The 24,754-nt window shown below is 69.3% G+C and carries 18 protein-coding genes and 1 pseudogene; 9 read left to right on the plus strand and 10 right to left on the minus strand.

What is annotated here, in order from left to right; all coding sequences use genetic code 11:
• The first annotated feature begins 52 nt into the window (after positions 1-52).
• From WMF36_RS26190 to WMF36_RS26200, 3 genes are all read left to right on the plus strand, one after another.
• Positions 53-1,477 carry a glycoside hydrolase family 30 protein gene (locus WMF36_RS26190; protein WP_437573490.1) on the plus strand — a complete coding sequence of 475 codons (1,425 nt, stop codon included), beginning with the start codon at positions 53-55 and terminating at the stop codon, positions 1,475-1,477.
• Between the two features lie 251 nt (positions 1,478-1,728).
• Positions 1,729-2,520 carry a YbhB/YbcL family Raf kinase inhibitor-like protein gene (locus tag WMF36_RS26195; protein WP_437573491.1) on the plus strand — a complete coding sequence of 264 codons (792 nt, stop codon included), beginning with the start codon at positions 1,729-1,731 and terminating at the stop codon, positions 2,518-2,520.
• Positions 2,521-2,624: 104 nt separating this feature from the next.
• Positions 2,625-3,239 (plus strand): glutathione S-transferase family protein, encoded by a 615-nt coding sequence (locus tag WMF36_RS26200; RefSeq protein WP_437573492.1) that lies wholly within the window; start codon positions 2,625-2,627, stop codon positions 3,237-3,239.
• A gap of 132 nt (positions 3,240-3,371) precedes the next feature.
• Here the strand turns inward: WMF36_RS26200 and WMF36_RS26205 are convergent, their stop codons facing one another.
• On the minus strand, positions 3,372-4,043 hold the full coding sequence (locus WMF36_RS26205) for a pectate lyase (protein WP_437581959.1): 672 nt from the start codon (positions 4,041-4,043) through the stop codon (positions 3,372-3,374).
• Positions 4,035-4,547, minus strand: a pseudogene (locus WMF36_RS26210) (pectate lyase); the annotation flags it as partial. The pseudogene WMF36_RS26210 and the gene WMF36_RS26205, both read right to left, overlap by 9 nt.
• Positions 4,548-5,105: 558 nt before the next feature.
• On the opposite strand from WMF36_RS26210, the gene WMF36_RS26215 reads away from it, so the two are divergent.
• Positions 5,106-5,525, plus strand: coding sequence for a VOC family protein (locus WMF36_RS26215; protein ID WP_437476194.1), 420 nt, complete (start codon positions 5,106-5,108; stop codon positions 5,523-5,525).
• A 143-nt stretch (positions 5,526-5,668) separates the two neighbouring features.
• Here the strand turns inward: WMF36_RS26215 and WMF36_RS26220 are convergent, their stop codons facing one another.
• Together WMF36_RS26220 and WMF36_RS26225 are read right to left on the minus strand one after the other, a co-directional pair.
• On the minus strand, positions 5,669-11,971 hold the full coding sequence (locus tag WMF36_RS26220; RefSeq protein ID WP_437573493.1) for a pentapeptide repeat-containing protein: 6,303 nt from the start codon (positions 11,969-11,971) through the stop codon (positions 5,669-5,671).
• The gene (locus tag WMF36_RS26225) at positions 11,968-12,111 is read right to left on the minus strand and encodes a hypothetical protein (RefSeq protein WP_437573494.1); all 144 of its coding nucleotides are present in this window, start codon (positions 12,109-12,111) and stop codon (positions 11,968-11,970) included. The genes WMF36_RS26220 and WMF36_RS26225 overlap by 4 nt, the downstream gene beginning before the upstream one ends.
• Positions 12,112-13,021: 910 nt before the next feature.
• On the opposite strand from WMF36_RS26225, the gene WMF36_RS26230 reads away from it, so the two are divergent.
• The gene (locus WMF36_RS26230) at positions 13,022-14,467 is read left to right on the plus strand and encodes a sigma 54-interacting transcriptional regulator (RefSeq protein WP_437573495.1); all 1,446 of its coding nucleotides are present in this window, start codon (positions 13,022-13,024) and stop codon (positions 14,465-14,467) included.
• A 145-nt stretch (positions 14,468-14,612) separates the two neighbouring features.
• Here WMF36_RS26230 and WMF36_RS26235 read toward each other — a convergent pair whose 3' ends face one another.
• The 5 genes from WMF36_RS26235 to WMF36_RS26255 form a co-directional block, all read right to left on the minus strand.
• On the minus strand, positions 14,613-16,256 hold the full coding sequence (locus WMF36_RS26235) for a flavin-containing monooxygenase (protein ID WP_437573496.1): 1,644 nt from the start codon (positions 16,254-16,256) through the stop codon (positions 14,613-14,615).
• A gap of 96 nt (positions 16,257-16,352) precedes the next feature.
• A complete protein-coding gene (locus WMF36_RS26240) occupies positions 16,353-17,528 on the minus strand; it encodes an MFS transporter (protein WP_437573497.1) in 1,176 nt (391 codons plus the stop codon).
• On the minus strand, positions 17,528-18,052 hold the full coding sequence (locus tag WMF36_RS26245) for a glycine-rich domain-containing protein (protein ID WP_437581960.1): 525 nt from the start codon (positions 18,050-18,052) through the stop codon (positions 17,528-17,530). Before WMF36_RS26245 ends, WMF36_RS26240 begins: the two co-directional genes overlap by 1 nt.
• 17 nt (positions 18,053-18,069) lie before the next feature.
• Positions 18,070-19,359, minus strand: coding sequence for a hypothetical protein (locus WMF36_RS26250; protein WP_437573498.1), 1,290 nt, complete (start codon positions 19,357-19,359; stop codon positions 18,070-18,072).
• A 125-nt stretch (positions 19,360-19,484) separates the two neighbouring features.
• Positions 19,485-19,694, minus strand: coding sequence for a hypothetical protein (locus WMF36_RS26255; protein WP_437573499.1), 210 nt, complete (start codon positions 19,692-19,694; stop codon positions 19,485-19,487).
• 691 nt (positions 19,695-20,385) lie between these two features.
• Here WMF36_RS26255 and WMF36_RS26260 point away from each other — a divergent pair.
• On the plus strand, positions 20,386-21,489 hold the full coding sequence (locus WMF36_RS26260; protein ID WP_437573500.1) for a sensor histidine kinase: 1,104 nt from the start codon (positions 20,386-20,388) through the stop codon (positions 21,487-21,489).
• Between the two features lie 118 nt (positions 21,490-21,607).
• On the opposite strand, the gene WMF36_RS26265 is transcribed toward WMF36_RS26260, so the two are convergent.
• Complete coding sequence (locus WMF36_RS26265; protein ID WP_437573501.1) at positions 21,608-22,774, minus strand: fatty acid desaturase family protein; 1,167 nt, start codon at positions 22,772-22,774, stop codon at positions 21,608-21,610.
• A gap of 720 nt (positions 22,775-23,494) precedes the next feature.
• On the opposite strand from WMF36_RS26265, the gene WMF36_RS26270 reads away from it, so the two are divergent.
• From WMF36_RS26270 to WMF36_RS26280, 3 genes are all read left to right on the plus strand, one after another.
• Positions 23,495-23,776, plus strand: a complete 282-nt coding sequence (locus WMF36_RS26270) for a hypothetical protein (protein WP_437573502.1) — start codon at positions 23,495-23,497, stop codon at positions 23,774-23,776.
• Between the two features lie 209 nt (positions 23,777-23,985).
• Positions 23,986-24,144, plus strand: a complete 159-nt coding sequence (locus WMF36_RS26275; RefSeq protein WP_437311936.1) for a hypothetical protein — start codon at positions 23,986-23,988, stop codon at positions 24,142-24,144.
• A gap of 177 nt (positions 24,145-24,321) precedes the next feature.
• Positions 24,322-24,624, plus strand: a complete 303-nt coding sequence (locus tag WMF36_RS26280; RefSeq protein WP_437573503.1) for a hypothetical protein — start codon at positions 24,322-24,324, stop codon at positions 24,622-24,624.
• The last annotated feature ends 130 nt before the right edge of the window (positions 24,625-24,754 follow it).

Genomic DNA, 24,754 nt, shown 5'->3' on the forward strand with positions numbered 1-24,754 from the left:
GCGCGCCGTTCGCTGCGCCAGGACGATGCCCCCGAAGAGAAGCGATTCGCGAGTGCGACGAGACCGAGCTGCCGTCGGCGGCTCGGCGAGCGCCGGCGGCAATCCGGAGGCGGGGGCAGGCGGCTCGCCCCCCACGGAGGAACCGCCGACGCCTGAGCCTGTGTTGATCACCTCCAGTCCAGACGCCTACTGGAAAGAGGGGACGGTGACCGAGGTCACGACCGAGGCTGCCGATGTGACCGTCAACGACGCCTCCACGGCGCAGGACTGGGCCGGCTTCGGCGGAACCTTCAATGAGAAGGGCTGGGAAGCCCTCTCCGCGCTCAGCCCGGAAGATAGAGACCGAGCGATCAAGCTCCTGTTCGACGCGGCGGACGGCGCGAAGTTCATCTACGGGAGGATCCCGATCGGGGCGAGCGACTATGCCACGAGCCGCTACACGCTCAACGACACGGCCAACGACACGTCGATGGAAAGCTTCTCCATCGCGCGGGACAAGGAGAAGCTGATCCCCTTCATCAAGGCGGCGATGGCGGTCAATCCTGACATTCACTTCTGGGGCAGCCCCTGGACACCTCCCCCGTGGATGAAGGACAACAACGCGTACGATCGCGGGAACATGAAGGACAACGCCGCGAACCTGGACGCGTATGCCCTCTATTTCGCCAGGTTCGTGGAAGAGTACGGCAAGGAAGGCATCGAGATCGAGGCCGTCCACCCGCAGAACGAGCCAGGCTTCCCTCAGGACTATCCGTCCTGTCTCTGGACGGGGGCGCTGATGGCCAAGTTCATCGGGAGCCATCTGGGGCCGACGTTCGAAGAGCGGGGCATCAGCGCCGACATCTTCGTGGGCACCATGTCCAACACCCAGACGGACGGCAGCATCGTGACCACCGTCATGGACAACGCCACCGCCAAGTCCTACGTCAAAGGCTACGGCTTCCAGTGGGGCATGCTGGACACCTTCACCGGCCTGGGTCTGAACAAGAGCTTGACCATCTGGCAGACCGAGCACAAGTGCGGCAATTACCCATGGCAGAGCGGGACCAACCAGACCAAGGCCCCGAACGACCATGCGTATGCCGTGGAGAGCTGGGGCCTCATCAGGGACTGGATCAAGAAAGGCGTGAACGCCTACTCCGCCTGGAACATGGTGCTGGACACGGCGGGCAGGAGCCTGGATACGGTGCGGCCCTGGGCGCAGAACGCGCTTCTGGCCGTGGACGTTTCGGGGAAGAAGCTGAACATCACCCCCGCCTATTACGTCTTCCGCCACGTCTCCCAGTACGTCGATCCAGGAGCCAAGGTCGTCGCGACGAGCGGCGGTGATGCGCTGGCCTTCAAGAACCCTGACGGCACCCTCGTCGCGGTCATGTACAACTCTGGAGACGCCAAGCAGGCGGTCGTCGCGGTGGGCGGCAAGAAGCTGCAGTTCGAGCTGCCTGCCAGGGGATGGGCCACCGTCAACTGGAAGTGATCCCCGCCTGAGCCACGGGCGCCGCGCACGTCTTGCGGGATTCCTCCTGTACGCCGCCAGACAGCATTCTAAGGAGGTGTTTCCAGCTTTGCTACACAGGAGAGCACGTACCTGCTGAGCACGTCTCCGGAAGGTCATCGACAACAGGTCGCGCGCCGCTCCGGGAAATGTACCGCCGAGTTGCGGATCTTTGTCGTGAAGAAAACGACTGCCATATTCCGGCCGGAGCGCGGATGTGGCATCATCCGCCAATGCATACCCTCACGTACAGATTCATTCGTAGCATTCGATGCCTCGTCCTCGTAGGCCTGCCGCTCGCCGCGCTGAACTGCTCCAGCAGTGACCCCGATCCGTCGGGGGACGGCGGCGGCGGCGCCGCCGCAGCGACGAGCAGCGGAACCACCACCAGCACTGGCACCGACAGCACGAGCTCGTCCAGCAGCTCCACCTCGTCGGCGACGTCCGGGAGCGGCGGAGCGGGTGGCGCGGGAGACGGCGGCGGCAGCGGAGTGGGTGGAGAGGCCGGCGGCGGCGGCGAGCCCTCCAGTGCATTCACGCTCACGAGCCCCAATCACGCGGAAGGCGCCGAGTTCGCCGACAAGTACACCTGCGCGGCCGCCGGCTTCAACAACAGCCTGCTGCCGGAGCTCAACTGGACCGCAGGCCCTCCGGGCACGAAGAGCTACGCCATCACCTTCATCGATGTCACCCTGTCGACCAAGACGCCGCCCGACCCTAACGGCTATCACTGGGTCATCTACAACATTCCAGCCGACGTCACCTCGCTGCCCGAGGAGTTCAAGGACGCAGCGTCGATAGGCGCCAAGCAGAACAACAACTACCTCGGGCCTTGCCCCAATTTCGCCGGCGGGAACGCCAACACCGACACCTACGAGTTCACGATCTACGCGCTCGCCGAGGAGTCGGTGACGATCACGGGCAACGGCACGGCCGCGGCGAGGGACGCGGAGACGAAGCTCGAGGCGAACAATCTGGCGAAGGCGAAGCTCACCGGCACGTCCGATGCCTCCCAGCCTCGATGAGCGGTAGCGGGCGTCGGTGGTCGTAGGGGGATGACCTGGCGGGCCGGTTCGCGAGCGTGAGCGGAGACCTGTCGCCGCTCGCCGGGGCAGGCCATCCTTCACCGATGCAGCTGTGGCTCGCCTTCACCTCCCCCTTCGCCCGCAAGGTCCGCATCGCCGCCCACGAGCTGGGCCTCGCGGGAGAGATCGAGCTCGTGGAGACCGATCCGTGGACGGATGCGCGCCTGCGGGCGGTCAACCCCCTGGCCAAGGTCCCCACCCTCATCCTCGAAGACGGCGAGGTCCTCTACGAGTCGTCGGCGATCTGCGACCATCTGGACGAGCGGGCCGGCGGCGGACGGCTCTTTCCCCGGTCCGGCCGCGAGCGTCGCCGCGCCTTGCGGCTTCAGGGCCTGACCGACGGCGCGGCCACGGCCGCCGGGCGGCTGTTCGCCGCCGAACGACGCGCCCCGCCGCAGCTGGACCCGATGACACCGAGGTTCGAACAAGCGATCGCCGCGTCGCTCGACGCGATCGAGACCGAGTCGCTGTCGAAGGACGTCTTCACGATGGCCGAGGTCGGGGTCGCGTGCCTGCTCGGCTACCTCGACTTCCGCTGGCCCGAGCGCGACTTCCGCGCCGGACGCCCGGCCCTTTCGGATTGGTGGACCGCCATGGCGGACCGCCCTTCGATCGTCGCGACGGCGCACCGCTTGCCGGCGGTCGATCCCCTCCCCTGATCGCGCATCGCCTCGGAGCGTCGTCCGACAGCCCTGCTTCAGGTGCACGCCTGCTCCAGGGCGCTCACGAGGGTCGCCGTCGCCCGGCGCTGTGGCGCGCCGCATCGCCGGGCGTCCGCGACCGCGCGCGGATCAGTACTGGGTGTTGTTGGACGTGGTGATCTTCGAGGAGCTCACGCCCATGAAGAGCTCCTTGCCGATGTCTCTGTAGCGGGTGTTCGTCATCGTCACGCTGCTGCTGCTGCTGTCCGTCCTGAAGATGGACTCCTTCATCTTCGAGATGTCACAGCGGTCGATGAAGACGTCGACCTTGAAGTCGGTGCCGCCGTTCTGCCGGATGAACTTGCCGGCGTTCTCCGCCTTGAAATTCGAGACCCTGAACGTGCTGGCCGCATTGATCTGGAAGACCTTGTCGTCGCCGTTCTTCGCGGAGCCGCCGTTCAGGACCACGGTGCCGGACTTCTTGACCGTCAGGGCATCTTCGCCGATGTCCTCCCAGACGATGTTCTCGAGCGTGACGTTGCCGTACGTGTGAATGCCGTCGGCGGCCGGAGCGCCGAGGACGACGTTCTTCAGCTTCGCGCCGTCCTCGAGCTTGAACACCGGCTTCTGCCCCTCTCCCTGGCTGCCGTCGCCGAGCGTGTCCTTGTTGGCGATGAACCGCTTACCGCCGCCGTCGAACGTCTCGCCGGCCTTCACGAGGATCGTCGCGTTGACGACGCCGCCGCTCCCTGGCGTCGTGGAGCCGCCGCCCGAGTCGCCGCCGCCCGAGTCGCCGCCGCCGTCCACCGGGACGAGCTCGATGTAGTCGATCTTGAGGTCGTAGCCGGACGCGGAGGAGTTCTTGCCCGTGACCTTGAAGGTGAATTCGACATTCCCGGAGAGCGACTTCTCCGCGAGCTTCGCCGTCGTCCAGCTGTCGCCCGTGGCGGAGGTATAGGCGTCGAAGGACTTCACCGAGGAGCCGTTCGCGCTCAGCTCGTACTTGCCGTACACGTTCCGCTTGGCATACCGGAGGACGATCTCGTACTTGCCGGACGCGACCGACGTGGAGAACTTGAAGGTATCGCCGCTCTGGTTAGCGCGGAGCTTCACGTTGTCCGCGTTGTCCTCGACCCTGTCGCCGGAGGAGATGGACCAGGACTGATCCTCCGCCTGGATCTTGACGACGCTGAGCGCATCGCTCGTCGCATCCATGTCCACCGCGCCCTCGTCGGCCGCGATGCAGCCGACAAGAGCGAGCGACAGCAGCGAACCCAAAGCACCGACCCATTTCAAGCTCATGGTATCATCCCTCGCTGGTTGCATTCCGCGCGACCGAGCTCGTAGCCAAGCTATGTCAGAAGATCTCAACCTGCTCGACGGTCCAGAGCCCTGCGCCCCTCGCCTCGATGCAGCGCCCCGCCGCGCGTCTCGACAGGTCTCCAAAGCAACGCTCGGGCCACGAAGCGACTTTGCCCGAGATCGCCCAAATGCACGCTATTGTTGCATTTTTCCGCCCGAAAACCGCGGTTCGAGCGTTCCGGCTTCAAGGCATGCTCGCCGCTGTCGCGCGGGGTTGTCAACCACGTCAACGCGAGGTTGACAGGCGAACCCCGCCGGCGACTCGGCACCTCACGCCCGACACAGGGCCACACGGTGGGAGCGCGTGGCCCAGAGCGCTCCTATGGCAGCACCTGACCTGAGCTGTCCACGCTGGTCCCCGGGCGCCACGGTCCGCCGGGCTGCGGGGGCGGTCGTTCCGGCACTTTTCCAGGGGCAGCGGACCTGGTAGACACGGGGCCGGTCGATTTTTTCGCCCGACCGATGAATCCGACCCCCTGCGGGGGTCAGTAGCTTCGAACCTATCCCACTGTGGAGGCGACCATGTCAGCGAACAGTTCCCGCAAGCTCTTCGTCAACCTCTCCGTCCGTGACCTGAAGCGGTCGGTCGAGTTCTTCACCAGGCTCGGCTTCTCGTTCAACCCGCAGTTCACCGACGAGAAGGCGACCTGTATGATCCTCAGCGAGGAGGCGTACGTGATGCTCCTCGTCGAGGAGCGCTTCAAGGACTTCACAAGGAAGCAGATCTGCGACACCGCCACGTCGACCGAGGGCATCTTCGCGCTCTCGGCCAGCAGCCGGGCCGAGGTCGACGAGATGGTCAACACCGCCATCGCGTCCGGCGGGACGGAGGCGGGCGACCCGGCCGATATGGGCTTCATGTACTACCGGCGCTTCTACGATCTCGACGGCCACCACTGGGAGGTGTTGCACATGGACCCGAACGCCGTCCCGCCGCAGTAGGCGCCGGCGCATCTCGCGGGGTAGGGCCGACTCTACCCTCGGATACGAAAGCACGAGCGCGGCGGCGCAGGAGAGCTTGCGCCTCCGGTGTCACGGCCATCCGCTCTCACGACCCCTCGGCCGATCCCCCGCAGCGGCCCTGCCTACCGGCCCGCACCGTTCGCGGGCAGCGCCGCCGCGCGCGGGCGCGCCACGAGCGGCTCCTCGCCCGGGATGCGCAGGGGGCTCGGCAAGTACGGATCCAGCTCGCCGGGCTCGAAGCGGCAGAGGCCGATCACGTGCCAGAACGAGCCGGCGATGTCGCCGCCGAGCTTGTAACGGCCATCCGGGCTGAAGGCGGCCCAGCCCTCGGGACAGGGCAGCAAGATCGCGAGACAGCCGCCCGTCGCCACGTCCCATAGACGCAGGGTGCCGTCGGCAGACGCGGAGGCGAGGAGGAGGCCGTCGGGGCTGAAGGCGATCCCCTGGACCGATGCCTTGTGACCCTCCAGGGTGCGGAGGACACGACCCCGCTTCACATCCCACAGGCGCACCGTCTTGTCCGACGACCCCGACGCGAGCATCTGGCTGGCCGGGTTGAACGCCACCCCCCGCACCCCGCGGGTGTGCCCCTCGAAGGAGAACAAGGCACGACCGCTCCCGACCTCCCAGAGTCGCACCGTCCGATCGTCCGACCCAGACACGAGCAGGACCCCATCGGGGCTGAATGAAACGCCGCGGATCCCGTCGGTGTGCCCCTCGAACGCGCGCAGCGCCCGGCCGCTCGCGACCTCCCAAAGACGCACCGTCCTGTCGTCCGAGCCCGTCGCCAGCGTCAGCCCGACCGGGCTCCACGCCACGCTGCACACCCGGTGCGTGTGGCCCTCGAGCGTGCGAATCGCTCGGCCGCTACCCACCTCCCAGAGACGCACCGTCCTGTCGTCCGATACCGACGCCAGCGTCTCCCCCTCCGGGCTGAACGAAACGCCGCGGATCGCCTGCGCGTGGCCCTCGAACGAGCGCAGGAGCCGGCCCCGGGCGACCTCCCAGAGACGCACCGTCTTGTCGTCCGAGCCCGACGCCAGCGCCTGACCATCCGGGCTGAACGCGACGCTGCGGATCCCGTGCGTGTGCCCCTTGAACGTGCGAATCGCGCGGCCGCTCTTGATCTCCCAGAGACGCACCGTCTTGTCGTCCGAGCCCGACGCCAGCGCCTGACCATCCGGGCTGCACGCCACCCCGAGCACCCAGTCGGTATGGCCCTCGAAGCTGCGCAGCGCGTGACCCCGCGCGACCTCCCAGAGACGCACCGTCTTGTCGCGCGACCCCGACGCCAGCGTCTGGCCGCTCGGGCTGAACGCCACGCTGCACACCCCGTGCGTGTGCCCCTCGAACGCGCGCAGCGCCCGGCCGCTCGCGACCTCCCAGAGACGCACCGTCCTGTCCAGCGACCCCGACGCCAGCGTGAGACCGTCGGAGCTCCAGGAGACCCCGAAGACCCAGTCGGTGTGGCCCACGAACGTGCGCAGCGCGCGGCCACCCCCCGCATCCCACAGGCGCGCCGTCCGGTCCGACGACCCCGACGCGAGCGCCTGACCGTCCGGGCTCCACGCCACGGCGAGGACCCAGTCGGTGTGCCCCTCGAAGCTGCGCAGCGCATGGCCGCTCCGGACCCGCCACAGGCGCACCGTCTTGTCCGACGAGCCCGACGCGAGCGTCTGGCCATCCGGGCTGAACGCCACGCTGCGCACCCCGAGCGTGTGGCCCTTGAACGCGCGCACCAGGCGGCCGGTCCCGGCCTCCCACAGGCGCACCGTCTTGTCCGACGACCCCGACGCGAGCAGCAGCCCGTCCGGGCTCCACGCGACGCTGCGCACCCCGTGCGTGTGCCCCTCGAACGTGCGCAGCGCGCGGCCGGTCGTCACCTCCCACACGCGCACCGTGTTGTCCGACGAGCCCGACGCGAGCAGCAGCCCGTCCGGGCTGAACGCCACGCTCATCGCCGCGCCGAGGTGCCCGTGCATCGCCCGGATCGCCTGCCCGGTGACCGCATCCCAGAGCCGGACCGAGCCGTCCTCGTGGCTCGCCGCCAGGAGATCGCCCAGCCGGCTCCACGCCACCGCGTTGCACGGCGAGACCGGGACCCACATCGGATCGGCCGCCCGCGGCCGGGGCGGCGCCGCGCCGTCCGCCGAGAGCGACCCGAGCGACACCCCCCGCGCGCCGACCAGCTTCGCGCCGCGCAGCTGCGCGTCCGTGAGATCGGCGCGCGTCAGATCCGCGCCGACAAGCCGCGCGAACGAGAGATCCGCGCCCCGCAGATCCGCGCCCGCGAGGTCGGCGCCGGTGAGATCCGCCCGCGCGAGCTGCGCCGCGCCCAGCGACGCGCCGGCGAGCCGAGCCTCGACAAGCGTGGCGCTCCAGAGGTTCGCCTGCGTCAGATCGGCCTTCCGCAGGTCGGCGCAGGCGAGGTTGCACCCGCTCAGGTCCTGCCCCGCCAGGTTGACGCCGGCCACCACGTCGAGCTCGTCGCGGACGACCCCGCCCGCGTCGTCCCTCGCCTCGTCGTCCTTGGCCAGGAAGCGCGCGACGCGCAGGGCGTTGTCCTTGGCGTTCCCCTCGGCCGCCCCGTGCAGGATCCGCTGCGCCCACGACGCCGCCACCCCGCGCCCCGCGAGCGACACGAAGAAATCGACCATGAGCTCGCTCATCTCGTCGGCGCCGAGCGCGGCGCTGTCGCCCGTCTCCTTCACCTCGCGCGCCGCCGCCTCGGCCACGAGCCACTCCAGCGCCGACCGGTGCACGAACGAGAACGACCCCTCCGCGTCCCGCACGAGCAGCGAGCCCGAGCCGATCAGGTGCTCGACGATCCCCCGCTCGATCGGCGGCGCGTCCGGCGGCTGCACGCCCTTGATCAGGCTGTCCGGCAGCTCGCCGAGCACGACCGCCGGCGTGTTCCGATCCCAGAGCAGCCGCGCCAGCCGGGTCATCGCGGCCCGCAGCGCGTCCCGCGGGATCCCGCGCGGCGCGCCCCGCGGGTTCGCGCGCGCGTGCTCGTGATCGAGCCACTGCTCGACGAGCACCTCGTACAGCTTCGCCGACGTGATCTTCCCCGTCCGCGCCTTCGCCTGCCGCAGCTTGTCCGGATCGATCTTCGCGATGAACCCGAGCATGCGCGGGTTCTCGGACAGGCCGAGCAGGTCCTTGACCTCGTGGAGCAGCCGGTAGCGCGCCTCCGCCTCCGCGGGCTCCGGGCTCAGGTTGCCCAGAAACCGCCGGATCTGCGGCTCCCCGAACCCCTGGAGCTGCACGAGGCGGTAGCCCTGCAGCTGCTCGGCCCGCCGGGCGAGCTCGCGCTTGATCGGCGGATCGGTGAGAAAATGCTGCGTCCGGCTGGTCACCACGACCTTGGCGATCCCCTCCGCCGCCTGGACCACGGTGTCGAAGTGCTCGAGCGCGCGGTCGTAGGTGAGCCGCAGGGCGAGCTCGTCGAAGCCGTCGAAGAGGAGCGCGACCCTCCCCTCGGCCAGCATGTACCGGAAGGCCCGCAGATCGACGGGCTCGTTCGCGAGCGCGAAGTGCTGCGCCAGGAGCGAGTCGAGCGAGCGCTGCTTCTCGATGCGGCCGAGCTCGATGAGCACCGGCACGAGCGGGTGCCTGTCCCGCGCCATCCGCCGGGCGAGCTCGCGCAAGAGGAACGTCTTGCCGGCGCCGAAGTCGCCGAGCACCAGCGCGAAGCGCCGGTGGGGCGCGTCGAGCAGCCGCCAGAGCGCCCCGAGCGCGCTGTCGGTCGCGCTCTTCTCGCGATCGCCGAGGCTCACCACCGCCGGCTGCTCGACGTAGAGCCACGGCGGGTACGACGGGTCGGCCTCGATGCGCTCGGTCTGCCACGCGAGGTACCGGCCGAAGTCGATGAGCCCCTGGACCTCGGAGAAGCTCTTCAGCACGACGCCGCGGCGCGCCGCGCTCCGGGCGAGATCGGGTGGCGCCTGCGGGTCGGTGTGGATCAGCGTGGAGCGCAGGTACGGGTCCTGCTGCCGGAAGCGGTGCTCCACCTCGGTGACGTACCGCGTGACGAGCTCCTCGGTGATCGACCGGTCCAGCACGCCGATCACGCGGACGTCGAGGCGCCGGCCGTCCGGCACCGCCACCTCGAGCACGCCCGCGAACGGCGGGGGCGCCCGGTGCTTGGTCACGGTCGCCCCGGGATCGCGCAGGAGCGCCACGCGCTCGACGCGGTCGAGGAAGCTGTCCCGCCGGTCGTCGAACACGCGCTCCCGCTCGCCGTGAGGGCGCTCGCCGTCCTCGGCCGGCTCGCGCAGATCCGGCGCCGAGGCGCGCTCGATCCTCGGCTCGGGCGCGAGGTGCTGCTGCAGGAACGCGAGCAGCGCGGCCGCCGAGGCGCGGCAGGCGAACGCGCGCAGGCCGTCGTCGCCGTCGCGCCCTCCGGGGTCGCCCACCGCGCGCATCAGGATCGAGCGCCTCTGGAAGCGCGCCGCGAGGTCGCCGATGGCCGCGCCCCCGGCCTCCAGGCCGAGCGTGCCCGGCACGACCCGCTGGAGCCGGTCCCAGATGCCCGCGTCCTGCAGGGCCGCCGAGAAGCTGGCGATCGCGCCTACTTGCACGCGGAGCGGAGGATCGGCCGGCAGGGCGTCGGGGTAGAGGAGCCGCTCCTCCAGCACCTTCTCGCGCCCGGCCGCGGTGAGGCCGAGGGCGCCGCCCTTCATCGAGACGAGGCCTTCCTCGAGCGCCTCCTTGAGCCGCGCGGTCCACCCCGGGCAGGCGCGTCGCCGGTCCGGGTGCGCCACGGGGGTCGGCCCGCCCTCGGCCTCGTGCGCGTGGAGCGCGTGCAGGAGCCACCGCAGCGCGGCCGTCCTGGAGGGCGGGCGCGCGCGGGAGAGCGCCGAGAGGTCGAGCTCGCGCGCGAGGTAGGCGGCGTCCATCTTCCACGCGGCCTGGAGGTTGAAGGTGCGCAGGTCGTGGAAGAGCTCCGCCTCGTCGCCCGGCTGCGCGGCCCGCTTGCCGTGGTCGAAGCTGTAGAGCTGATCGGCGACGATCACGTCGCCCGGCGAGACCTTCCTGGGGTCGCCGGCGCAGACGCCGCACATCGCGAGGCAGGCCGGGTCGAGCTCGGCGAGGAGGTGCTGCCCCCGGATGGTCGCGGTGCGCTGCCCCGCCTCGCCGATCCACGCGGCGGCCACGACGAGGAGGCCTCCGCGCGCGCTCGCGAGCGTGCGCCGGTGGTAGCGGAGGCCGCCGAGATCCCGGAGCTCGCGCCACCCCCTGTCGCCCGCCTCGCCTTCGCCCGCCGCGCCCTCGGCGAGGATCGCGTCGAGCTCGTCCTTCTGCGCCGTGACGACGAGCACGTCGACGGGCCCGGCGTCGCGCTCGGCGCCCTGGCCTGCGCCCGAGGCCGCGTCCTTCTGCGCGTCCGCCGCGTGGAGCGCCTTGGCCTCCGCGATGCGCTCCCGGCCTTTCTGGGCGTCGTGCCGGCCGATCGCCGCGAGCGCCTGGGCGGCCACGGCGGAGGCCTCGAGGGCGCGGTCGCCGAGCCGCTCGGCGATGGCGCGCGCCTCGGCGAGCGGCGCCTCGGCCTCGGCGGCGCGGCCTGTGCGCGCGGCGATCCGGAAGGCGCCGATCAGCGCCCGGGCCTCGGGCTCGGGGTCCACGACCTGGCGCGCCAGCGCGAGCGCCTCGCGGTAGCTCGACTCGGCGCGCGCGAGGTCGCCGCCGTCCTCGAGCAGTCCGGCCATCTCGAGCTGGGCGCGGAGGCGCGCCTGGGGCGCGGCGCCTGGCCGCGCGAGCAGGGCGCCGAGGGTCGCCGCCGCCGCGACGACGTGGCCGCGGCGCCGCTCGACGGTGGCCTGGCGCAGGAGCAGCTCCGCCGGGGGCTCCGCCGCGCCCTGCGGCGGGGTGCGCTGCGAGCTCGCGGCGGCGCCCGGGCGGTGCGCAGCGATCTCCACAAGTGCGCCCGGTTCGTGGGCGCCCGGCGAGGGCTCGTCGAGGAGGCGGATCTCGGGGGTGCGGATGGCCCAGAAGTCGGGCGCCTCTTCCCGGCACAGGCCGAGGAAGCTCGGCGGGCCGCACCAGAGCAGGGGGCAGCCGAGGCGGCTCGACAGGGTGTCGTGCCGCTGGTGCTGGTTGAGGAGCCGGAGGCCCTCGCGCACGGCCGCCGGAGGGGGGTCGGAGCCGACGAGGATCACGACCCCCCTCGGCTCGGGCTCTGCCTTGTAGAGGGTGGTGACGAGGTCCTTCCAGGTGGCCTCGTCGTCGCGCGGCTCGATGACCATCGCGCGGCGTCCCTCGCGGGTGAGGAAGTCGCCGAGCGCGCGGCCCACGTCGGGGCCGGGGATCTCGACGGGGAGCAGGACGAAGCCGGGGGTGCGCTCGAGGACCCGGAGCACCTCGCGGAAGCTCCCCAGGAACGGGGACATCGAGGCCGGCAGCGGGGGGCTCGAGGCGCTCATGATCCCGCGCCGAGGCGCTCGGCCAGGTCGGGCGCGCGGCCGGGCGCGCGAGGACGCAGGAGCGCGCGGAGGGCGCGCCGGGGCGAGCCGTCGCGCAGGGGGAGGTCGAGGGGTGGGCCGTCCAGGGACGGCGTGATCACGGAGCTCCTCGAAGAGATCGTCTTCGTCGACTGGATCAACAAGATGCCTTCCCCCCGCGATGCCTGGCAGGGCCGCGCCGCGCCGCGCCGTGACTCTGCCCAGGCCACACCCCGCATGGTGCGGCCAAAGCGCGGGGCCCTGCAATAGGCTGTCGAGGGCGCCGGCGCGGGTGCTGCGGCGGCGCGGAGAGGGGCCAACGTTGCCGTCCTCGGGGCCAACGTTGGCCCCGCGCGGGGCGCGGCGACCGCAGGATGCCCTACACGCCGGCGCGGCCGTGGGCGTTCGCTTGCTCGTCGCCCCACATCGAGGGACGCGCCGGCGAGCTCAGCGCCGTCGTCGTCGCTGCCCGGCCCGCATGGGGGGTGGGGGCATTTGCCCAGAGAGATCTCCCATGAAGGCGGGAAGGCGGGAAGATCATTGATGATTTTCTTCCCGCCTTCATGTTCAAATGACCCCACCACCCCCGCATGCGGGGTACTGCTCGCCAGGGAAGGTAGCGACCTGCGACGACGCCGTCGACTGCCACTGAGTGGACAGCGACAACGGGGATCTGAGAATCGCGAACAAGACCCTCTTGCCTCTCCCATCCTCCCTCTTCCGGGCGATTACGTAGACGCTTGCTGCGTTGTTCACGGAGCGCCCGCTCTCCACGGCAGATGGGAGACGGCAGGCGGCAGGCGGCAACGGCATACAGAATACGGAATACGGGCACGGTCCACGCGAACGCTCTTACAGCGGCGGCCGGGGGCTCCACGCGGCGCCCTCGTCGGGCGTCGCGGCCGGGATCGTGCTCCGCGGGCTTCTCACAACGCATCGGCCTACCGATGCCGTCGGAGGTTTGGTAGTGTCGACCACTCAATGTCCGGCGACAGAAGCTCATCAACGAAGAGCCTCAGCACCACAGCATCGATGCAAATTTACGTCCCGGCCGTCCGGTACGCGAGCTCGGGGGCCGGGATCGTGCTGCTCTATGCCCCCAGCTACGAGCAGTTTCGCCCGGCGTACCCCCTGTCCGAGTCAGGATCAGTCCTCGGCCGCGATCCGAGCGCGGACATCTACATACCGACGCGCACAGCGTCGCGTCAACACGCTCGCATCGAGCTGCGCGGGGGCGTCTGGCAGCTCTCCGATCTCGGCGGTCGCAACGGCACGATCCATAACGGCGAGTTCGTGACCGAGGCGGTCCTCGCGCACCTCGACGAGATCCGGATCGGCGACGCCATCTTCAAGTTCGTCGAGAGCGACGCCGAGGCCTACGCGCACTACCGCATCGACGGCGCGTATTTCGACGATCCGGACTCGCCGGAGAAGGTCCGGCCGCGCTTCTCGACGAGCCGGATCGTCGGCGGCTACCAGAGCCAGCGCCTCGCCGGGCGCCTGCGCGAGATCGCGCGCAGCGAGCTGTCGGTGCTGATCCTCGGCGAGAGCGGGACGGGAAAGGAGATCTTCGCCGAGCAGCTCCACGACTGGAGCGGCAGGCGCGGGCCGCTCCAGGCCGTCAACTGCGCGGCCATCCCCGCCACGCTCGTCGAGGGGGAGCTCTTCGGACACCGGCGCGGCGCGTTCTCGGGCGCCGACCGCGATCGGGTCGGCATCCTCCGCGCGGCACACCAGGGCACGCTCCTTTTCGACGAGATCGGGGATATGCCGGTGGAGGCCCAGGCGAAGCTCCTCCGGGTGATCCAGTCGAAGGAGATCACGCCGCTCGGCGCGGCCCAACCCGAGCAGGTCGACGTGCGGATCGTCGCCGCCACCCACCGCGATCTCGACGCGCTCCAGCAGGCCGGCGCCTTCCGCGCCGACCTGTTCGCTCGCCTGAACGAATTCAGCATCACCCTGCCCCCCCTGCGCGAGCGCAAGGAAGACATGTTCTCGCTCTGCGTCGCGCTCGCGAGGCGCCACGGCCGGCCCGAGGTGCGCCCCAGCATGGCCTTCATGGTGGCTCTGCTCCACCACGACTTTCCCTACAACGTGCGAGAGCTCGAGGCGCTCATCAAGCGCTGGGCCGCCACGGCTCGCGGCCCCGAGCTCGATCTCCAGGACCTCAGCGACGAGATCCGGGACCGGATGAGGACCTACGGAGCCCGGAGCTCGGCGCCTCCGCCTCCGCCCGCGGACGAGGCCCGCACCACGCTGATCCCGGAGGACGGGGCGGCGCTCTCGGCGGTCGAGGGAGCGTACGCACCGAAGGGGACGCTGCCGCCGCGGACCTCCCCGGACGAGAAGGCGCTGCGAGAGCTCCTTGTGCAGCAGCGGGGAAACGTCGCCGCGGTGGCGCGCGAGCTCGGAAGAGATCGCGCGCAGGTGCACCGGTGGCTCAGGCGGTACAACATGAATGTCGACGAGTTCCGCTGACCGCGCAGCCCGGGAGGCCTGCCCCGCGCAGGCCTCGAGCGCGGCGACGCGAAGCGCCGAGGCATGACCCGGACCGCGTCAATCCCGTGGTCTCTCGGCGGGCATCGTGGGGAAGCCGGGCAGGGAGCCCGCCCGCGGCTGTCCTTCACCCCGCCCTCGACAGCGCGAACCCCTCGTAATGCTGGGCCGCGATCTCCTCGCACCGCTTCCTGTAGGCCCCCACGCCGCCGGCATACGGCATGAGGACGCGCGGCTTGCCGGGGATGTTGGCCCCGATGTACCAGGAGTTGGCCAGGGGATAGAGCGTGCCGTCGGCCACCTCCTTGACGTGCGCAACCCACCTGTCCTCCGCCTCGGGGGTGGCCTCGATGCGCTCGAAGCCGCGCTCCCGCAGGTACGCGATGCAGTCCGCGACCCACTCGACGTGCTGCTCGATGGAGACGACCGCGTTGCTGAACACAGACGGGCTGCCGGGGCCGGTGAGGGTGAACAGGTTCGGGAATCCAGCGACGGCGATGCCGAGGTACGTGCGCGGGCCGCCGGCCCACTTCCGCTTCAGCGACGCGCCGCCCCTCCCCCGGAGATCGATGCTTGTCAGCGCCCCCGTCATGGCGTCGAAGCCCGTCGCGAACACGAGGCTGTCCAGCGCGTGCTCCCCGCTCCGCGTCCGGAGCCCCGCGGGCGTGATCTCCTCGATCGGCGACGCCCTCACGTCGACCAGGGTGACGTTGTCGCGATTGAACGTCTCGTAATAGCGGGTGTCGACGCAGAGACGCCGGGTGCCGAGCGGGTACTCCCTCGGGCACAGCGCCTCGGCGACGGCCGGGTCGCGGACCGTCGCGCGGATCCGGGATCGGACGAACTCGGCGGCGGTCTCGTTGGCCTCCCGGGAGCGCATCACGTCCGAGAACGTGGCGAGAAAGGCGGTGCCGCCCTGCGCCCATCGCGCCTCGTACGCGCGCTCCCGCTCCTCGGGCGACACCTCCAGCGCGGACTTCGGGTTGACCTCCATGACGATCCCGGCGCGGGTCTCGCGGGCCTTGCGCCGGTACTCGGCATAGCTCGCCTTCATCGACGACGCGTAGGCGGGGTCGAGGGGCGCGTTGCGCGCGGGCACGCTGAAGCTCGGGGTCCGCTGGAACACGACGAGGCGGGCCGCCTGCTCGGCGATCACGGGGATGACCTGGACGCCGGTCGAGCCCGTGCCGAGGACGCCGACGCGCTTGCCGGTGAAGTCGACGCCCTCCTGCGGCCAGCGGCTTGTGTGGTACCGCTCGCCCTGGAAGCGCTCGATCCCCTTGAAATCGGGCGTCTTCGCGACGGACAGGCAGCCCGTCGCCATGATCAGGAACCTGGCGGACACGCTCGCGCCGTCGCCGGTCCGGATCGCCCACCGATCCGCGACCTCGTCGAAGGCAGCCGCGGTCACGCGCGTCCTCAGCTGGATGTCCCGGCGGAGCGCGAACCTGTCCGCGACGTGGTCGAGATAGCGCAGGATCTCGGGCTGGGTGGCGTATCGCTCGGTCCACTGCCATTCCTGCTGGAGCTCGGGCGAGAACGAATAGGAGTAATCCATGCTGGGGATATCGCAGCGCGCGCCCGGGTAGCGGTTCCAGAACCACGTGCCGCCCACGCCGCTGCCCGCCTCGTAAACCCGCACCGAGAGGCCGAGCTGACGCAGGCGGTAGAGCATGTACAGCCCCGCGAACCCGGCGCCGACGACGACCGCGTCGAAGCGGGCCGCAGGCGCCGCGCCGTCTCCTGAACGATTCGACTCCACCTCAGACATGATGTTCACCTCCCTTCGAGCACGGATTTGCGCGCGGGCGCTTCACGCCCCCGCGCGGCACTTGCGATGATGCGCGATGCGCGGCGCCGCCCCGCTTCAGGCGCGGTGGACGTTCCAGGCGAGCGCCATCAAGCCCACGACCAGCAAGAGGCCGAGGTGCAGCAAGCCGCTCCACCCCAGCGCCGACAGGAGCGCTCCGGACGTCAGCGACGCCGCGCCGCTGGCGGCGAACACGCACAGGTCGTTGACGCCCTGGGCGCGAAAACGTTCGGAGCCCGAGCGGCTGCGCGCGACAAGGGTCGTCGCGGTCACGAACACATAGCACCACCCGACCCCGACCAGCGCCAGGCCGACCAGGTGCCCTTCGAAGCCCGGGACCCAGCTGAGCAGGAACCCCACGAGCAGGAACATGAGCCCGAGGCCCTGCAGCGCCGCGATCGACGCCCACCTGAGCAGGGCGCCGACCGAGAGCGCCGGCAGGTACATGCTCAGCAGGTGCACCTGGATCACCCAGCTCGCCTCCTGGACCGAGCGCCGCTCGACGCCGCACATCTGCAAGGGCGTCGGCACCATGATCAGGCTCATCACCAGGAAGGCGCCGGCGCCCAGGGCGACCATCGGCCAGTACAGCGCACGAGCGCGCGCGTCGGGCGCGGCGGAGGCCCCGGCGACGAGCGCCTCCTGCGGCCTGTACGCCACGAGCGAGAGCGCCGCCAGCGCCTGGAGCGCCGCGAGGATCCGCAGGACACACGGCATGGGGCTGGACGTCCGCCCCTCCAGCAGGCCGAAGAGCGAGATTCCGGGGACGATGCCCGCCGCGCTGGCGAGCTGGATCAGGGTCAGCAGGCGCGGCGCGCTGCTGCTCGGCTGCCCTTCGAGGATCGCGAATCGAACCTGCTGCACGAAGGCGCCTTGCAGGCCGACACCGACGACCGCCGCGCAGAACAGCGCGAGATCCGAGCGCTCCACCGCGCGCGCGGCGAGCGCGAGGCAGCCGGCGGACAGCAGCGCCGCGGCGATGAAGCAGGGCCGGCGCCCGAAGCGCCGCATCAGCTGGCTCGCCGGCCAGGTGCCCAGGGCCGAGGACAGCACCAGCACGGCGACCGGCAGGGTCGCGAGCCGCATGTCCATCGCGAGCCGCTCGCCCACCACGCTGCCGACGAACTGGATCGAGACCACGCCGGCAATCCCCAGGACCTGACACAGCAGCAGGACCCCCGTGTTGACGGCCGTGGCCGGCGCGGCCCCGAGCGCCGCGAGAGCCCGATGCATCAATGGACGCGCTCCGCGCCGGGCCGCGCGGCCTGGTCCTCCGCCTCGAGCGCCGCGATGGCCTCCAGGGAGAGGCCCAGACGCTCGCTGAGGAACCGCGCCATCGTCCAGTGGGGCAGCGCGCCCGCGTCGAAGGGGCCGAACTCCTCGCGGTAGAGCGGCAGCCAGCGCAGCGCCTCCTCGAGCGCCTGCTCCCGGCCGGGCTGCGTCTCCTGGTAGTCCTCGTAAGGAAGGCTGCGGTGATGGATGAAGAAGCGCCCCGGCAGGCGCTCTTCACACAGCTCGCGGTACTCCCGCGTCTGCAAGATCAGGTAGTGCCAGACCTCGTCGATCGCCTGCTCCACGGGCAGGAACAGCCCGGCCAACCGCTCCGGGTAGCGCGAGACCAGGTATAGATATCTCAGGCATTCGATGATCTGACGCTCGACGTACGCGGGCTCCTCGCCGGTGGTCCGGGCGAAGTGCCGCACGACCCCGGAGAAGAACGCGTCATCGAGCATCGCCTTCAGCGCGGCGGTCGTCATCCTGGGTTGTTCGATCTTCACAGGTCACCTCGTTCCGTGGTCTCGACTTCCTGCACCAGCCAGGCGTATTTCCCCGACTTGCCGATCGCGATGTGCTCTCGGTGATCGAGGGCGCAGTCGAGCCCGGCGCCCTCCAGGATCCTCTGTCGGAGCTCGCGCGCCGCGGCCGGCTCGACGGGCGCGCCGTCGAAGGTTGTGTACAAGAGCCGCGCCTGCTCCGGCCCCCTCGGGTGGAGCTGGTAGACGAAGACGGACGGCGCGGCGGCGGCGATCCAGTCGTCGAGGTGCGCCTGGGAGAGGAGGCCGCCACGCTCGAGCCGCAGCAGCTCTCGCTCGCGCCCGCAGAACCGGCGGATGCGGAGCGGGTCGGGAGAGCCGTCGACCGTCTCGGCGCAATCGCCCGAGCGATAGCGGATCAGCGGCATCCAGGGGTTGCGGACGCTCGACACGATGAGGCTGTAAATCGTGCTGCCTTCCTCGACCGGGATCAGCTCCAGGTGCATCCTGTCGAGGTAGGGCCAGTAACGCCCGTGACGATCGCTGTAATACAGGTATCCCAGCTCGGTGCTGCCGAAGAGGTCGATGATCGGGCAGTCGATGTGTCGCTGGAGGAACCGCCGCACGTTCGTCGGCGTGTACTCGTAAGCGTGGATGACGCTGGCCGGCCTCGGAAAGCGCTGCCAGGCGCCCCACGACAGGGCTTTTTGCACCAGATGAGCGAGGTGGTAGCTGTCGCAGTCGAGGTGGTACCCGCCTCGCGGATGCGCCGCCTGGACGGCGGTCATCTCATCGAGCATGCGCTCCACGTCGCTGCGATCCCAGAGCGCCGGGTCGAGCCGCAGGTTGAGGTAGAGCGTGCGCTCGTCGAGCCGGCGCTCTTCAAGGCTCGGCGGCGCCGGGAGGCTCGGCAGCGCCGGCGCCTCGGCGCCGCGCCTCCTCGCGTTGACCCGCGCCACGTGCTCGGTCGCCAGGAGTGTGGTGATCGAGACGCGCTGGCAGCCCTGCTGCCAGGTGACGGCCACGTCGGGGTGCTCGCTCCACAGCCGGTAGTAGGACTTGAGCAGGAAGAAGGGCGGGCGGATGATCTGCATCCGCGCGTGATGGGTCCCGGTCGAGAGCACGAGCTCCGCCTCGCCGGCCGAAAGCGCTCTGGCCAGCCCCGGGGTCATCCAGTTGTCCGGGAAGCCCCTGGCGATCTCCGGCTTCTCGAGGATCGGGAAGGAGCCCTCCTCGATCGACGTGCGGTAGATGGGGATGTCCCTGACCTCTTCGATCATCTCTGCGAGCGTCTGTCGTTGGGCGTCCATCGGTCGACTCCGGACGACGGCCGGGCGGGCCATCGAGAAGCGTTGCACTCACGGTTCCGGGGGGGGGTCGCGAGCGAGGCAGAAGCGATGACCTTCCGCCTCGCCCGCCGACCCGGGTGGCCCTGTCAGCTGATGCAGCCGGCCTTCTTCGAGATGCAGCCGGCCTTCTTCGAGATGCAGCCGGCCTTCTTCGAGATGCAGCCGGCCTTCTTCGAGATACAGCCCTCCTTCCTCGAGATGCAGCCGGATTCGACCGTCGATTCACCGGCCGAGTTGGCCGCGACCCACTGGTTCCAGAGACGGTCCTGGGCGATCTTCCGAATCAGGTGATCCATTCAAACCTCCGAGTTCGTGATGGTGGATGATGCGTGAACGGCGCACACGTCCACAACCCGCGCGCCGCTGCGGTCGTGTGCTCGACGGCCTGGCAGACACGCAGTGTGTGCAGCCCAACCGTCTCGCTGACTATATGGGCCCAGCAAGGAGGGTCAAGGAGAGCAGCTCGGGGGTGGATCGCGCCGCTCGGCCATCGGCAACAACGTTGCTCCAGGCGCAGCGTAACTATCTTGACGCGCACCCGCGAGCACACCCATCCAATGGATACGATACGATCTCGGCGCGGACACCTGCGAGCACAACGTGATGACGGCGTAGCAAATTGTCCCGCATCGACCGGGCAACGTGTTCCACCTCGACGGATACCGCCGGCGCGGGATCGGCCCTGGATGGCGGGCTTGACACATGGGCCGGAGTCGCTAGCGCAGCGCGGCCCCCGCACGTCATCCGCGGTGGAGGGGCGAGCCAGCTTGGGCCGATAGTCGAGCCCGCTGCTCGCCTCGAGCCGCCGCCGGAGCCTTCCAGCTCGCCGGCACCCGCTGGCTCTGCTGAGATCGCCCACGCGCGGTGCGTGCGTGCCGAAACGCCCCGGACGTCGTCGGGAAAACGGCGTCGGCGCGAGCTGCGGGGCTGGGTTCTTCGGTCCGGTTGTGGTTCGCCGACCGCATTGTATTGTTGTAGAGTGGCGCGATGCTGCATGAATTCCTTACCGCGAACACCCAGACGATCATCGCCCGCGCCCGGTCGAAGGTCGCCGTGCGGACGACCCCGGTGCCGACCGAGGACGAGCTGAAGAACGGTGTGCCGCTCTTCCTGGACCAGATCATTGACCGGCTGCGCCTCGCCACGCTCGACACCGGAGTGATCGGGGAGAGCGCCGCCGTGCACGGCGGCGAGCTGCTCGCGATGGGCTTCACCGTGAGCCAGGTCATCCACGGCTACGGGGACGTCTGCCAGGTCGTCACGCAGCTGGCCGACGAGACGGATGCGCTGATCACCGCCGACGAGTTCAACACATTCAACGCCTGCCTCGACGACGCCATCGCCGGCGCGGTCACCGAGTACGAGCGCCAGCGCGACGCGTCGGTCGCCTACGAGGGGACGGAGCGCCTCGGCATCCTCGCGCACGAATTACGCAACCGGCTGGCCGTCGCGATGCTCGCGTTCACCATGCTCCAGGCGGGGACGGTCGGTATCGGCGGGAGCACCGGCGCCATGCTCGGCCGCAGCCTGCGGGCGCTCCGCGACCTCATCAACAACTCGCTTGCCGGCGTGCGCCTCGAGTCCGGACTCGGGCAGCACCGCCGCGTCTCGGTGTCCGAGATCGTCGGACAGGCGGTGGTCGAGGCGGCCCTGGGAGCGGGCGTCGGCGGCTTCTCGCTGACCGCCCCCCCCGTCACGGAGGGCATCGACGTGCGTGCCGATCCGCAGATCCTCCTGGCCGCGCTCGGCAATCTGCTCCAGAACGCGTTCAAGTTCAGCCGCCCCAGCGGCCACATATCGCTTCGAACGAGCGCGACCGCCGAGCGCGTGCTGATCGAGGTCCAGGACCAGTGCGGCGGCTTGCCGCCGGGCAAGAGCGAGGAGCTGTTTCGCCCCTTCACTCAGCGGAGCGCCAATCGAACCGGTCTCGGGCTCGGGCTCTCCATCTGCCGCAAGGGGGTCGAGGCCATGGGCGGAAAGCTCGGCGTGCGTGACCTGCCGGGCAAGGGATGCGTCTTCTCCATCGATCTGCCGAGGCTGCCGCCGGCGACGACCTCCACACCCGGATCGTTGGCTCGTGAACCTCGATGAGCACGTCCAGCGCCTCGCTCTCGCTCGCGCTGAGGGGGCGCCTTCGCCCCACAGCCTGCGGGGCGGCCTGGCCGTCAGACGGTGGGTCCAAGGCGCGGCGTGATTCGATGTACCTGGCTCACGTCATCGCGTGCACCACCTCGCGAACACCTCCCTTGCGCGAGAGGCGCGCGATGTGCGAGAACACCTTGTACAGCGTCTTTCCCCACGTGTCGGTCTTGTAATTGACGCCATATCGCTCACAGAGGGTCCGCACCTCGGGGGCGATCTCGCGCAGACGCGACGGGGGCAGCGTCGGGAAAAGATGATGCTCGATCTGTCGGTCCAGGCCGCCGCATAGAATCGACACCGGCAGGCTCACTTCGAAGTCGTTTGTCGCTTCGACCTGCATGGCGTACCACTCGCCGCGCCCGTGCGCGCGTGTTCCTGCCGGCCAGCTCTTCACGTCGTCCCCGACATGGCCGCAGAAGATCGTGGCCGCCGAGTAGACGTCGCGCATCGTCTCGGCGAGCCAGTTGCCGAATAGCACTTTTCCGAAGAACGGTCCTGCGAGCGCGGGAAAGAAGAAATAGTTCTTGACGTAATACGGAACGTACTTGCGAAGCGCCCGCCTCCATGCATCACGCACGCTCTCCTTCGATCGGTCGGGTAGAAAGTCGAGCTTCTCAGGCCGGCCGTTGTCGAAAAATACATCATTCAATCCGGCGACGTGCGAGCCGATAACAAAAAGAAAATTCGGAAAAATCCACGCCACCGTGAATGGGACGGCCCAGCAGTTCCATGGAGAATACGGCGTCTGTTCGGTGAGACGCACCGGGCCGAAGTGGATGTCCGGATCCCTGGCAGCGACGTTGGTATTGCCGTGATGGCGCACGTTGTGGCCGCGTCGCCACGACTCTTCGTCGACGGGCGTGTCCCACCGAAACGTCTTGGACGCGAACTTTTCGGCGCCGGGAAGCGTATCCCACGCTCCGTGGAGCGCGCTGTGACCGATCTCGGTTGCCTGAAGCTGCTTGTTGACCCAGAGCGCTCCGACGCCGAGGAAGAACGTGACCGGCTCCAGACTGAACTGGATGAGCACGCGCCCGGCGAGCTCCATCCTGCGCGCAAAACGATCGATCCGTCGAATGTAGGCGACGTCGTCACCGCCCAGCCGCGCGAAGGCGCGTTGCTTGAGCGCGTCGAGCTCCTCGCCGAAGAGGCGATAGCGTTCGGCATCAGAGAGCGATTTCGGGTCGATCGGTGGGCACACGGATACGTCCTCACTGAATGAATCGATGCGCATGATCTCCTCCTCCCTGGGCACGAGGCGGGGGGCTGTGACACGCAATAGCTGCACCCGCCTCTCCTCGTGTGAAACTACTGCGTATTGTGCGTATACCGTTGACATCGTGGAGCGTCAAGACGCCCTGTGTCACCGACGGGTCACATCGCGGCTCCAGGGCAGGCGGGCGTAGCAACTGGATCGGCGCGCTTCAGAACCGGGCGCGCTCGATCACAGGGCGCGCCGGTTGAACGTGCTTCCGTCGGTGCGGTCGTGACACGGCGTTACCAGCGTGGCAAATCGATGCGCTGGGACATTCTGTCAACTTCCGGCGAGGTGGCGTGGTCGCCGCGTTTCCTCGTGGACGCGGTGGAGCCAGGCACCGGCGAGCCCCGTTCTGCCCTGCGCAATGGGACAATGTGTCTCGATGGCCGTGAAGCGCGCGCCTCGCCCGATCCGCGTTGCTCTCGGAGCGTGATGGCGATTCGGCTGAATTCACCCATCGAGAGCGGGCGCCGCCGCTTCCGGCGTGGGTTGGGCCGCATCTTGCTATATATGATGAGGATCGATCGTCCGCGCCGCAGCAGCGCGGGTGGGCCGAGTTCGGTGCACGATCGGTAACGGGTGGGCTCAGGAGCGGCGCCAAGAGGCGCGGGTCGAACCGTGAACGTTCAAAACGGTCACTGTGGATCCCGTCGCTGAGCTCGCGCTGGTAGCGTTTCGAACAAAAAAAAGTGAGATATGATGAATAATATCATCAACATGACATGCATCGCCGGCGTCCTGATCGCGTCGGCGATTGGCTGCGCCGCGACCTCGGCCGAGGAGCAGCGGCGCGCGGTGACCCATCAGCACAATGCGGATGAAGCGGCCCATCAGGGGCAGTACGGTGTGGCGGGCGACGAGCAGCGGAGGGCCGAAGAGGCGCACGCCAGGGCCGTGAAGAAGGCGATGGATGAGGGCAAGCCGATCCCTCGCCAGACAAGGCCGGGGGATCCGCCGCCTCCTCCTCCCACGGAATGACGCGCGACCTGCGCGGGTGAGGCGCCCCTGTGAAACGACCCTCTATTGAACCACGTGAGGCAATCTTGAAGACATTGATAGCATCTGGAGTCCTCGCTTCTGCGGTCTTTCTCCTCGCGCCTGGATGCGCGAGGGACAGCGAGGCCGGGCGCACCGTCGACTGCGCCAACATCTGTTCAAAATACTCCGAATGTATCGAGGAGGTCGACGTGTCTTCGTGCACCAGCGAGTGTGAGGACAAGGCGGACGCGGACTCGAGCTATCAAGAGAGCGCCGCCGCGTGTACGGAGTGCACGGACGACAGGACATGCAAGGAGGCCGAGTCTTGCTGGGCGAGCTGTCCGGACATGCCCGCCGTGAGCACGTGACCGGACACCCTGGCCGCCTCGGCGAGGGCGGAATGATCCCGGCTCGTTGCGAGGGCTGGCACCAGCGAAGCTCTGGGAGTCCCTGCCCGCCCAGCTTTGAACTTCATCGTCCGACGCGGACCGGGTGTACGTTGCTCGATCGCCTGTGCTGGCTGCTACACGCGAGGTGAATGAATCATGAAGGAATCATCGATCGAGAAGAAGGTCCTGGCCGCGAACGAGCGACTCAGTGTCGCACAAGAGCGGCTCGACGCGGCGATCCAGACAAACGATGGGAGCTGGCCGCATGCCGAGGCGATGAAGGAAATATCCGAGAGGCTGAGAGAAGCACGCGTGTGCAATGACCAGGTACAGCAGCACATCGAAGCCAGCGCCGGGGTTGTGCCGTCGGGGCGCGACTGCCCGGCGTGCGGAACGTCCATCCGCGCTCAGGCAACATTGTGCGGCTACTGCTGGACGAGGCTCAGCCCCTCTTTGTAGCCCAGATCGCGGCGATTTCTGTCTTCCTTCGCGCTGTACCACCGAGCTCCGGCCTCATCCCCTGGACCGAGGCGGCACGCAGGGCGTGAGGACTTCCGTCCAGCTAGCGTTCTCCAGATCCGACCAGCCC

It is taken from the genome of Sorangium sp. So ce887 (assembly GCF_051521455.1).
Lineage (GTDB): Bacteria > Myxococcota_A > Polyangia > Polyangiales > Polyangiaceae > Sorangium.